Here is an 11135-nt window from a genome sequence, read left to right on the forward strand (position 1 = left end):
GGGTCAGCGCAGCGCGGCGCCGGCCCGCTGCGTGCACGGGACGCACCCGGCGGCGGTCGGGCGGAACTCCAGCCGCGCCGCCGGGATCGGCCCGCCGCAGTGCACGCACGCCCCGTAGGTGCCGGCGTCCACCCGGGCCAGCGCGGCGTCGGCGTCGGCGACCGCGCGGCGGGCGGCGTCGAGCTGCGCCGCGGCGGCCGGGTCGTTCTCCATGGCCTGCAGGTCCTCGGCGGTGAGGGACTGCAGGAACGCGCGACGTTCGGAACGGTTCTCCTGCAACGCCGTCCGCAGGGTTCCGAGCAGTTCCGGGTCGAGCGGCGCGGTGTGCGGACCGGGCAGCCCCTGGGCGACGGCGGGGGTGTTCGGGGTGAGCGTGGTCATCGTGGACTCCTGGGGGAAAAGAAAGGGACGTCCCGCGGTGCGCGGGACGTCCCTGGGTGCTGGTCGCGGTGAGCGATCAGGTTCTGGGGGCGCCCGACGGGAACACCGCAGGGGAACGGAGTTCCGTCCCCTGCCGCAGTTCCACGTCGATCACCATGAACTCACCATAGCCCGGTTCCCCGCGAAGTCCACCCGGTTGCGGCCCGGGCTCGCGCCGGGGTCCGCCGGGGCACCTGTGACGATGTCGGGGTGACGAACCCGCTCGACAACCCCGTCTGGTCCGCCCTGACCGGCGTGCACGCCCACCTCGCCGAGGGGTCCGGCGACGGCCGCCGCTACCCCGCCGACGTCTCCCCGTTCTGCGCGGTCGCCGACCAGCGCGACCCGCGGGCGTGGGCCGACCTCGCCGACCTCGCCGGTCCCGGCACCGAACTGCTCGTCCCGGCCCTGGAGCAGGTGCCGCCGGCCGGTTTCACCGTGACGGCCGGCCTGCCGGGGGTTCAGCTGACGGCCACCGACGCGTTCGCCTCCGGGGCCTCGGACCTCGTGGTGCCGCTGGGCGAGGACGACGTGGAGGACATGCTCGACCTGGTGGCCCGGACGCAGCCCGGGCCGTTCGGCCGCCGGACCCGGCTGCTCGGGACCTACCTCGGGGTGCGCGAGGGCGGCAGGCTGCTCGCGATGGCCGGGGAACGGTTGCGGCTGGGCACGGCCACCGAGATCAGCGCCGTGTGCACCGACCCCTCGGCGCGGGGCCGGGGGCTGGCCACGACCCTGGTCCGCGCTGTGGCGCAGGGGATCCGGGACCGCGGCGAACTGCCGTTCCTGCACGCCGCCGCGCACAACGAGAACGCGATCCGGCTCTACCTGTCCCTGGGTTTCAGCCTGCGCCGCACCGTGGAGTTCGCCCGGGTCCGCACGCCCTGACGACCTCCGGTCAGGCGGTCCCGGGGCGCGGCCACCAGGGCGGCAGGAGCTGCGCGACGCGCCGCGCCGCCCCCGCGACGTCCTCGTCCTCGCTCGCGGCCCAGCGGGCCAGGACGGCGACCAGGCCGCCGGCCAGGTGGGTCGCGAACTCGGCGGGGGTGTCGGCGGGTGCGACACCGCGCTGGACCCACACCCGCACGGCCAGTTCGGCGCGACGTTCCAGGGCGGCGGTCAGGGCCCGGCGGAACCCCGCGTCGGCGTCGGAGCCGAACAGGGCGCGGAACGTCGTCCGGTGGGCCGCGACGTAGCCCAGCTGCCCGCGCAGGGAGTCGTGGTAGCGGCCGGCGGCGCCGGGGTCGTCGAGGTCGCCCAGCTCGGAGGCGGGGACCTCGGCCAGGTCGTCGACGAGCTCGGCGAACACCTCGGCGGCCAGGGCGCGCTGGTCGGCCCAGTGGCCGTAGAACGTCGCCCGGTTCACTCCCGCGCGCCGGCACAGCTCGACCACCGTGAGCTCGGCCAGCGGCCGTTCGGCCAGCAGGTCCAGGAGGGCCTCGACGAGCAGCCGGCGGCTGCGCAGGGCGCGGGGCTCACCGGACTCGGCGGCGAGCCGGCCGGCCCGGGGGGCGGGGTCTGCGCTCACCGGCCCATCATCGCGCGGGCGCGGTGGGGCGCGACAGACCTATCGTGTCGCCATGGCGCGCTTCGTCGAGGTCCACCCGGTCGACCCGCAGCCGCGGGCCGTCGCCCAGCTGGTCGCGCTGCTGCGCGAGGACGCGCTGCTGGCCTACCCGACGGACTCCTGCTACGCGCTGGGGTGCCGGCTGGACAGCCACACCGGCGCCGAGCGGATCCGCCGGATCCGGCACCTGGACGACCGGCACCACTTCACGCTGGTCTGCTCCGACTTCGCCCAGCTCGGGCAGTTCGTGCACCTGGACAACGTGCAGTTCCGGGCGGTGAAGGCCGCGACCCCCAACCCGTACACGTTCATCCTGCCCGCCACCAAGGAGGTCCCCCGCCGCTTCGCGCACCCGAAGAAGAAGACCGTGGGGGTGCGGATCCCCGACCACCCGTTCGTGCGCGCGCTGCTGGCCGAGCTGGGCGAACCGCTGCTGTCCAGCACCCTGCTGCTGCCCGGTCACGACGAACCCCTCACCGACGGCTGGACCGTCAAGGAGGAGCTCGACCACGTCGTCGACGCGGTCGTCGACGCCGGCGAGTGCGGCACCGAGCCCACGACCGTCGTGGACTGGTCGCAGGGCTACCCGGAGGTCGTGCGCGTGGGCGCCGGGGACCCGTCGCGCTTCGAGTAGGTCCCGTCGACCACCCGGGGTCTCACCAGCCCAGGGTGCCCGGGGCCCCTTGAACGGGCCGGTGACCTCCGAGGAGATCCAGCCGCCGTAGAAGTCCCCCTCCTGCGCCTGCACCTCCTCGTCGTCGAGCAGGCAGCGCACCGCCGAGGGGTAGAAGGCGAACGCCCCGGCCAGCGCCGCGAACCCGGGCGTCGGGTGCGGGTACGTCCACGCCGCCCGCGGGACCAGCACCCGGCCGTCGGCGGCGAGGAGGTCCACGTAGGACGCCTGCCCCTTCCACTCGCACAGGCTCGTGCCGGGCGCGGGCCGCAGCGCCCCCGGCACGACGGCGTCCGCGGCGACGTAGTACGTCGGCGGGTGCGAGGTCTCCAGGACCCGCCACGCCGACGGCCGGTCCGCCGACGGCGCCACGTCGGCCAGCGGGCGCCCCTGCGGGTCCAGGACCCGCACCCGCCGCGTCGCCGGTTCCAGCCGTGGGGGCCGCGGGTAGTCCCAGCACGATTCGCTCACCCCCGCAGGGTGCCCCGCGCCGCCGGGGCCCGCCACACCGCGAGCACCGCGTCGCTGAGCCGGTCCAGCGCCGGGGAGCGGATCTTCCACCGCTGCCAGTGCAGCGCGACGTCGACCCCGCCGCCGGGGTCCAGGTCGACCAGCTCCCCGGGGCCGAACGTGGCGATCTGCTCCGGCAGCAGCATCCCCCACCCGAAGCCGTGCCGGACGGCCTCGGCGAAGTCGGAGGTCGCCGGGACGTGGTGGCGGGGCGGGTGCAGGTCCCCGAACCGGCGCAGCCAGGTGTCCTGCAGGTCGTCGTCGCGGTCGAAGACGACGGCGGGCGCCCGGCCCAGGGTGTCCGGCCCGACCCCGCCGGCGAACCAGCGCGCGGCCGGCTCAGCCGCGGCGCAGGGCCGGTAGCGCATGCGGCCCAGCGGCACCGACGTGCACCCCGCGACGGGTTCGGCGTCGGTGGTGACGGCGGCCACGACCGTGCCCTCGCGCAGCAGCTCCGCCGTGCGGGCCTGGTCCTCGCGCCGCAGGTCGAAGCAGAACTCCCCGGCCAGCGGCGCCAGGGCGGGCAGGAACCAGGTGGCGAGGGAGTCGGCGTTGACGGCCACCGGCAGGACCGGCCGCCCGCCGGCGCCGGCGTCGAGGCCCAGCTCCCGGCCCGCCTCGGCCGCCAGCAGCTCCACCTCGCGGGCCAGCCGCAGGACGGCGCGGCCGGCCTCGGTCGGCCGCACCGGCCGGGCCCGCACCAGCAGGACCCGGCCCGCGGACGACTCCAGGGCCCGGATCCGCTGGCTCACCGCCGACGGCGTCACGTGCAGGAGGCGGGCGGCGGACTCGAAGCTGCCCTCGGCGGCGACGGCGGCCAGCGCCCGCAGCTGGGCGAGGTCGAGGTCCATGAAGCGATGCTAAAGCGGGTGAAGGAACCTGAGCTGGACCCGCGTCGGCGGTGGTCCCTACCGTCGGCGACGTGCTCACCCTGCTGTCCGGGCTGGCCTTCGGCCTGTCCCTCATCGTCGCCATCGGCGCCCAGAACACCTTCGTCATCAAGCAGGGGGTGCGCGGGGAGCACGTCGGGGCGGTCGTCGCCGTCTGCGTCGTCAGCGACGTCGTCCTCATCGCCGCCGGGGTCGCCGGCGCCGGGGCCCTCGTGCAGGCCGCGCCCGGGGTGCTCACCTGGATGCGGGTCGCCGGGGCGGTGTTCCTGCTCGCCTACGGGGCGTTCGCCCTCCGCCGCGCCTGGCGGCCCGGCGCGCTGCACGCCGACACCTCCGGCAGCCCCGTCGGCGCCGGCCGGGTCGTGGCGACCGCGGCGGCGCTGACCTGGCTGAACCCGCACGTCTACCTCGACACCGTCGTCCTGCTCGGCTCGGTCGCCGCCGCCCACGGCGGCGGCCGCTGGTGGTTCGGCGCGGGGGCGGCGCTCGGCAGCCTCGCGTGGTTCCCCGCCCTCGGCCTGGGCGCCCGGCTGCTGCGGCCGGTGTTCGCCCGCCCCGCGGCCTGGCGGGTGCTGGACCTCGTGGTGGCGCTCGTCATGGTCGCGCTGGCGGTGCAGCTGCTGCGCGCGGCCTGACCCCCGCCCGCCCCGCCGCCCGCAGCACCAGGACCGCCGCCCCGAGCAGGCCGTCGTCGGCCGGCACGACCACCCGGCCCCGCAGCGCCGCCGCGAGCGCCCCGGCCGGTGCGGGCCCCACCCCGTGGCGCCACACCCCGCCACCGGCGACGAGCGGGGCACCGGGGTCGAGGTCGGCGGTGACCGCCCGCACCAGCACCGCCAGCTCGTCCTGCGCCGCGGCCACCACCGCGGCGGCGACCGCGTCCCCGGCGCGCGCGGCGGCGGTCGCCAGCGGGGCCAGCCGGGCCAGCCGCACCGGCGCGGCGGCGTGCACGGCGTCGACGAGGCCGCGCAGGGCGAGCGCCCGGCCCCGCTCGACGCGCCGGTCCGCCGGCAGCCCGAACGCCGCGAGCACCGCCGCGGTCAGGGCCGTGGCCGGGCCCGTCCCGTCGAGGTCGGCGGTGGCGGCGCGCGCGACGCGGTGACCGATCCAGAACCCCGACCCGGGGTCGCCCAGCAGCCAGCCGTTCCCGCCGGCGACGCGGGCGAGGTCGCCGGCGCGGACGCGGGCGGCGACGGCCCCGGTCCCGACGACCAGCACGGCGCCGTCGTCGCCCCCGGCGGCCGAGTGGAACATCGCGAGCAGGTCCGGGACGCGGCGCAGCGGCGACGCGCGGGGCACCCCGAGGTGGTCGCCCACCTCGCGCGCCGTCACCAGCCGGTCCGACCCGGCGGTCGCGAGGACCGTGGCGGCGACGTCGCCGGCGCGGTGCCCGGCGGCGGCCAGCGCGGCGTGCGCGGCCGCGCGCAGCTCCCCCAGCGCCGGGCCGACGCCGACGGCCGTGGGGTTCCCCGGCCCGGCGGCCGCCCGGCCCAGCGCGTTCCCGTCGGGGTCCAGGACCAGCGCCCGGGTGGTGCTGCCGCCGGCGTCGAGCGCGAGCAGGACCGTCACCGGGCGCCGCCGGGCCTCAGAGCTTGGTGACCGGGGCGTACCGCAGCAGCAGCCGCTTCGTGCCCTCGGAGCGGAAGTCGATGTGCGCCACCGTCTTGTCGCCCTCGCCCTCGATCCGCACGACCGTGCCCATCCCGAAGGAGTCGTGGGTGACGCGGTCCCCGGGGTTCAGCGCGACCACCGGGCGGCTGCCCGCCGAGCGCACCCCCGGCCGCTGCGCCACGCGCGACATCGCGGTCGTCGACGAGGCGCCCTGGAACGTGGACGCGCCCCGCTTCCACGTCACGAGCGCCTCGGGGACCTCGTCGAGGAACCGCGACGGCGGGTACTGCTGCGGCGCACCCCACGCGCTGCGGACCGCCGAGCGCGACAGGTACAGCCGTTCCCGGGCGCGGGTCAGGCCGACGTAGGCCAGCCGGCGCTCCTCGGCGAGCTGGTCGGGGTCGCCCAGGGACCGCTGGTGCGGGAACGTCCCGTCCTCCATGCCGGTGAGGAACACCACCGGGAACTCCAGGCCCTTGGCGGTGTGCAGCGTCATGAGCGTCACCACGCCGTCGTCCTGCGCCCCCGCGGGGATCTGGTCGGCGTCGGCGACGAGGGAGACGCGCTCGAGGAAGTCCGACAGGGTCCCGTCGGGGTTGTCCTCGGTGAACTCCTCGGCCACCGCCACGAGCTCGGACAGGTTCTCCACGCGCGACTCGTCCTGCGGGTCGGAGCTGGCGCGCAGCTCGGCGAGGTACCCGGTCTGCTCCAGCACCGCCTCCAGCACCACGGCCGGGGAGGCGCCGGACTCGGCGAGGGTGCGCAGGTCCGCGACGAGCTGGGCGAACCCCTTGACCGCGTTCAGCGACCGCGACACCAGGCCGATCGCCTCGTCGGCGCGCTGCAGCGCCTCGCCGAACCCGATCCGCTGGCGCTCGGCGAGGACCACGAGCGCGGCCTCGGCCCGGTCCCCGATGCCCCGCTTGGGGACGTTGAGGACCCGGCGCAGGTTGACGGTGTCGTCGGGGTTGTCCAGGACGCGCAGGTACGCGACGGCGTCCTTGACCTCGCGGCGCTCGTAGAAGCGGGTCCCGCCGACGACCTTGTACGGCAGGCCGGTGCGGATGAACACCTCCTCCAGCGACCGGGACTGCGCGTTGGTCCGGTAGAAGACCGCGACGTCCTTGTAGGTGACGCCCTCGTGGTCGTGCAGGCGGTCGATCTCCTCGGCGACGAACGCGGCCTCGTCGTGCTCGTCGTCGGCGACGTACCCGACGATCTGCTCCCCGGCCCCCGCGGCGGTCCACAGGTTCTTCGGCCGGCGGTCCTCGTTGAGCTTGATGACCTCGTTGGCGGCGGTGAGGATGTTCTGCGTCGAGCGGTAGTTCTGCTCCAGCAGGACGGTCGTCGCGTCGGGGTAGTCCTGCTCGAACTCCACGATGTTGCGGATCGTCGCGCCGCGGAAGGCGTAGATCGACTGGTCGGCGTCCCCGACGACCGTGAGCTCACCGCGCGGGACGGGCCCCTCGCCGGTGCCGACGAGCTCCTTCACCAGCACGTACTGGGCGTGGTTGGTGTCCTGGTACTCGTCGACCAGCACGTGCCGGAACCGGCGGCGGTAGTGCTCGGCGACGTCCGGGAAGGCCTGGAGGAGGTGGACGGTCGACATGATGAGGTCGTCGAAGTCCATCGCGTTGGCCTGCCGCAGCCGCTGCTGGTAGGTCCGGTAGGCGCGGGCCAGGACGCGCTCGGTCTCGGTGCCGTCCTCGGAGTGGGCGCGGTCGAAGAAGGCGTCCTCGTCGACCAGCTCGTTCTTGAGGTTGGACACCATGTTCGACATCGCGCGGGGGGCGTGCTTCTTGGGGTCGAGGTCCAGCTCGCGGCCGACCATCGCCATGAGCCGCTGGGCGTCGGCGGAGTCGTAGATCGAGAACGAGGTGCGCATCCCCAGGTGCTGGGCCTCGCGGCGCAGGATCCGCACGCAGGCGGAGTGGAACGTCGAGACCCACATGCTGCGCGCGCCCATGCCCACGACGTCGCCGACCAGGGACGCGACGCGCTCGCGCATCTCGGCGGCGGCCTTGTTGGTGAAGGTGATGGCGAGGATCTGACCGGGGGTGGCGCGCCCCTCGGCCAGCAGGTGGGCGATGCGGTGGGTGAGGACCCGCGTCTTGCCCGACCCGGCGCCGGCGACGATGAGCAGCGGGGTCCCGGAGTGGACGACGGCCTGGCGCTGCTGGGGGTTGAGCCCGGCGACCAGGGCCGCGGGGTCCAGGCCGCCGCGGCGCGCCGGGGCCGCCGGGCCGGCGGGGGCGGGGCCGGTGGGCGCGGCGGGGTCCGGGCCGTCGCCGGCGCCGAAGGGGAGGTCGTCGAAGAGTGTGCTCATCGTCCGTCCAGGGTAGGCCCGTCCCACGACACGGGCCGCCGTGCGGACGGGCGCCGGCGGGGGTTCGGTGGAGTCAGCGCCCGCCCCTCCGGTCGCCGGCCCCGCCCCCGCCCGGGGCGGGGCCACCAGCGCCCACCCGGTGGCGGACCAGAACGGTCGATGATGGACCACAACGGTCCAGCACGGTCTACAGTGGTCCCGTGCCACGACAGACCCGCGAGGAGATCGACGAGGAGATCCTCGACACTGCGGCGGCGCTGTTCGCCCGCCACGGCGTCGAGCAGACCTCCGTCCAACGCATCGCCGACGCCGTCGGCTACTCCAAGACCGGTCTGCTGCACCGGTTCCCCAGCAAGGAGGCGATCGCCGAGGCCACCGTCGCGCACACCGCCGCCCGCTTCGAGGCCGTCGCCGCCCGCGTCGGGGGCCGGCCCACCGGCCGCGACCGCGACCGCGCCGTCCTCGACGAGCTCGTCACCCTCGCCCAGACCCGCCCCGGCCTCGTCTCCTTCATGCTCACCTCCCTCAGCCAGGGCGCGCTGGGCACCGAGCGCCTCGACGCCCTCGGGGAGGTCCTCTTCCGCTGCTTCGGCGTCCCCCTCGCCCCCGGCGACCCCCCACCCACCGGCGAGGCGCTGCTGCGCGCCGTGCGCGTCACCAGCGCCGTGGGCGGCCTGGCCGTCGCCTCCCTCGCCTTCTGCGACCTGCCCGCCGCCGACCTGCGCACCGGACTGGTCACCACCGCGCTCAGCGCGCTCGGCCACCCCACCCCGACCGAGGAGAACTGAGATGGCCACCTTCCTGCACCGGCTGGGCGCGGCCGCCCTCCGGCACCGCCGGCTCGTCATCGCGCTCTGGGTCCTGCTGCTCGCCCTCGGCGGCGTCGGCGCGGCCACCCTGTCCGGCAAGACGGTCAACTCCTTCGAGATCCCCGGCCAGGAGTCCACGACCGCCCTGCGGCTCATCGGCGAGGAGTTCGGCGACACCGCCGACGGCGCCACCGCCCAGGTCGTCCTCCAGGTCCCGGCCGGTGAGCAGGTCACCTCCCCGGAGAACGCCGCGAGGGTCGCCGGCGTCGTCCAGGCCCTGGCCGCGCTGCCCGGCGCGCAGGGGGCCAGCAACCCCCTGGACCCGGCCAACCCCACCGTCTCCCCCGACCTGCGGGCCGCCTACAGCACCGTCTCCTACGGCGTCGCCCCGCCGGAGGTCACCGACGAGCAGCGGCAGGCGCTGCTGCGCGCCGTCGACGACGCCCGCGGCACCGGCCTGACCACCGAGGTCACCGGCAGCGCCACCCAGGGCGTCTCCACCATCGGCGGGGCCGCCGAGGCCCTCGGCGTCGTCGTGGCGCTCGTCGTGCTCGCCGTCACCTACGGCTCCCTCGTGGCGGCCGGCATGAACCTGCTCACGGCCGTCGTCGGCGTCGGGATCGGCGCGCTGGGCATCACCACCCTCACCGGGTTCGTCGACCTGCAGTCCACGACGCCGATCCTCGCCGTCATGCTCGGCCTGGCCGTCGGCATCGACTACGCGCTGTTCATCGTCACCCGCTTCCGGCACGAGCTCCTCGCCGGTCGCACGGTCGCCGAGGCCGTCCCGCTGGCCGTCGGCACCGCCGGGTCGGCCGTCCTCACGGCCGGGACCACCGTCGTCATCGCCCTCGCCGGCCTGGCCGTCGCCGGCATCCCCTTCCTCACCGAGATGGGCGTCGCGGCCGCCGCGACCGTCGTCGTCGCCGTCCTCGTGGCCCTCACGCTCGTCCCGGCCGCCCTCGGCGTCATCGGCCTGCGCGCCCTGCCCCGCTCCGCCCGCCGGGCGCTGACCCACGAGGGCGGCCGGCACGCGGCGCTCCCGCCCGCCGACCCCGAGCCCACCGGCCGCGGGTTCTTCGGGGGCTGGAGCCGCCTGGTCACCGGCCGGCGCTGGCTCAGCCTCGTCGCGGCCGTCGTCGCCCTCGGCGCCGTCTCGATCCCCGTCGCCTCGCTGCAGACCAGCCTGGCGACCTCCTGGCCCGACGACAGCACGCAGGAGAAGGCCCAGGAGATCCTCGCCGAGCGCTTCGGCGCCGGGGTCAGCGGCCCGCTGCTCGTCCTGACCCGCGGCACCGACGCCGTCGCCCGGGGCGGGGAGCTGAGCACCGAGCTCGGCCGCCTCGACGGGGTGGCCCTGACCACCCCGGCCGTCCCCAGCGCCGACGGGGACGCCGCGCTCGTGACGGTGATCCCCACGACCGCCCCCGACGACGAGGCGACCACCGACCTCGTGCACCGGATGCGCGACCTCGTCCGCGAGGACGCCTCCGCCACCCCGGCCTACGTGACGGGCGAGACCGCCGTCAGCGTCGACGTCAACGAGACGCTGGCGCAGGCCCTGCCGGTCTACCTCGTGCTCGTCGTCGGCCTCGCGTTCGTGCTGCTCGTGCTCGTCTTCCGCTCGATCCTCGTCCCCGTCGTGGGGGTCGTCGGGTTCCTGCTGACCATCGGCGCCTCCCTGGGCGCCACCACCGCGGTGTTCCAGTGGGGCTGGCTGAAGGACCTCGTGCACGCCGACACGACGGGGCCGCTGCTCAGCCTGGCGCCGATCATCGTCGTGGGGATCCTCTTCGGCCTCGCGATGGACTACCAGGTGTTCCTCGTCTCGCGGATGCACGAGGCGCACGCGCACGGCGCGGACCCGCTGCAGGCCGTGCGCACCGGGTTCCGGCAGGCGGCGCCGGTCGTCGTGGCCGCGGCGGCGATCATGTTCGCCGTCTTCGCCGGGTTCGTCCCCGAGGGCGACGCGACGATCAAGCCCATCGCGTTCGCCCTGGCCGTCGGGATCCTCGCCGACGCCGTCGTCGTCCGGATGGTCGCCGTGCCCGCCGCGCTGGCGCTGCTGGGCCGGGCGGCGTGGTGGCTGCCGCGCTGGCTGGCCTGGCTGCCCGTCCTGGACGTCGAGGGGGCCGCGCTGGAACGGCGCGACCGCACCCCCGGCCCCGCGCCGGACCCCGCCCCGAACGCCTGAACGAGGTCGGCACCGCCCTCCAGGAATGGAGGAGCGGTGCCGATGGTTGTGAGGACTGGTCGCCCCGGTACGTGTCCCCGGGCCTCAACCCCAGCCGCTGCGAGCGGCCACTCGCCGAGAGGCGACGCTCGGGGC

Annotated in this window: 10 protein-coding genes and 1 pseudogene; 5 read left to right on the plus strand and 6 right to left on the minus strand. The window is 76.1% G+C overall.

The genetic code is table 11. From position 1 onward, the window contains the following. Positions 1–3 precede the first annotated feature (3 nt). On the minus strand, positions 4–381 hold the full coding sequence (locus ACRYM6_RS09945; RefSeq protein ID WP_432542720.1) for a TraR/DksA family transcriptional regulator: 378 nt from the start codon (positions 379–381) through the stop codon (positions 4–6). A 249-nt stretch (positions 382–630) separates the two neighbouring features. Between ACRYM6_RS09945 and ACRYM6_RS09950 the strand changes: the two genes are divergently transcribed. After that, positions 631–1308 (plus strand): GNAT family N-acetyltransferase, encoded by a 678-nt coding sequence (locus ACRYM6_RS09950; protein ID WP_432542721.1) that lies wholly within the window; start codon positions 631–633, stop codon positions 1306–1308. 10 nt (positions 1309–1318) lie between these two features. Here ACRYM6_RS09950 and ACRYM6_RS09955 read toward each other — a convergent pair whose 3' ends face one another. After that, on the minus strand, positions 1319–1948 hold the full coding sequence (locus tag ACRYM6_RS09955; RefSeq protein WP_432542722.1) for a TetR/AcrR family transcriptional regulator: 630 nt from the start codon (positions 1946–1948) through the stop codon (positions 1319–1321). Between the two features lie 52 nt (positions 1949–2000). Here ACRYM6_RS09955 and ACRYM6_RS09960 point away from each other — a divergent pair, with 52 nt between their 5' ends. Further along, positions 2001–2621, plus strand: coding sequence for an L-threonylcarbamoyladenylate synthase (locus ACRYM6_RS09960; RefSeq protein WP_432542723.1), 621 nt, complete (start codon positions 2001–2003; stop codon positions 2619–2621). Positions 2622–2643: 22 nt separating this feature from the next. Here the strand turns inward: ACRYM6_RS09960 and ACRYM6_RS09965 are convergent. Then, positions 2644–3131: pseudogene (locus tag ACRYM6_RS09965) on the minus strand (DUF427 domain-containing protein). Further along, positions 3128–4021, minus strand: coding sequence for a LysR family transcriptional regulator ArgP (locus tag ACRYM6_RS09970; RefSeq protein WP_432542724.1), 894 nt, complete (start codon positions 4019–4021; stop codon positions 3128–3130). Before ACRYM6_RS09970 ends, ACRYM6_RS09965 begins: the two are co-directional and overlap by 4 nt. A 71-nt stretch (positions 4022–4092) precedes the next feature. Between ACRYM6_RS09970 and ACRYM6_RS09975 the strand changes: the two genes are divergently transcribed. Then, positions 4093–4695 carry a LysE/ArgO family amino acid transporter gene (locus tag ACRYM6_RS09975; RefSeq protein WP_432542725.1) on the plus strand — a complete coding sequence of 201 codons (603 nt, stop codon included), beginning with the start codon at positions 4093–4095 and terminating at the stop codon, positions 4693–4695. Here ACRYM6_RS09975 and ACRYM6_RS09980 read toward each other — a convergent pair. After that, positions 4655–5629, minus strand: coding sequence for a BadF/BadG/BcrA/BcrD ATPase family protein (locus ACRYM6_RS09980; RefSeq protein WP_432542726.1), 975 nt, complete (start codon positions 5627–5629; stop codon positions 4655–4657). The genes ACRYM6_RS09975 and ACRYM6_RS09980 overlap by 41 nt on opposite strands. 16 nt (positions 5630–5645) lie before the next feature. Next, on the minus strand, positions 5646–7997 hold the full coding sequence (pcrA, locus tag ACRYM6_RS09985; protein WP_432542727.1) for a DNA helicase PcrA: 2352 nt from the start codon (positions 7995–7997) through the stop codon (positions 5646–5648). 200 nt (positions 7998–8197) lie between these two features. On the opposite strand from pcrA, the gene ACRYM6_RS09990 reads away from it, so the two are divergent. Continuing rightward, positions 8198–8785 (plus strand): TetR/AcrR family transcriptional regulator, encoded by a 588-nt coding sequence (locus ACRYM6_RS09990; RefSeq protein ID WP_432542728.1) that lies wholly within the window; start codon positions 8198–8200, stop codon positions 8783–8785. A 1-nt stretch (position 8786) separates the two neighbouring features. Continuing rightward, positions 8787–11000, plus strand: coding sequence for an MMPL family transporter (locus ACRYM6_RS09995; protein ID WP_432542729.1), 2214 nt, complete (start codon positions 8787–8789; stop codon positions 10998–11000). Positions 11001–11135: the final 135 nt, after the last annotated feature.

Origin of the sequence: Kineococcus rugosus, from assembly GCF_050871975.1 — a bacterium.
Lineage (GTDB): Bacteria > Actinomycetota > Actinomycetes > Actinomycetales > Kineococcaceae > Kineococcus.

Excerpts from the sequence above, each read along its gene's own strand:
- ACRYM6_RS09945 (WP_432542720.1), bottom strand. The coding sequence starts at position 381 with ATGACCACGCTCACCCCGAACACCCCCGCCGTCGCCCAGGGGCTGCCC.
- ACRYM6_RS09960 (WP_432542723.1), top strand. The coding sequence starts at position 2,001 with ATGGCGCGCTTCGTCGAGGTCCACCCGGTCGACCCGCAGCCGCGGGCC.
- pcrA (WP_432542727.1), bottom strand. The coding sequence starts at position 7,997 with ATGAGCACACTCTTCGACGACCTCCCCTTCGGCGCCGGCGACGGCCCG.
- ACRYM6_RS09970 (WP_432542724.1), bottom strand. The coding sequence starts at position 4,021 with ATGGACCTCGACCTCGCCCAGCTGCGGGCGCTGGCCGCCGTCGCCGCC.
- ACRYM6_RS09995 (WP_432542729.1), top strand. The coding sequence starts at position 8,787 with ATGGCCACCTTCCTGCACCGGCTGGGCGCGGCCGCCCTCCGGCACCGC.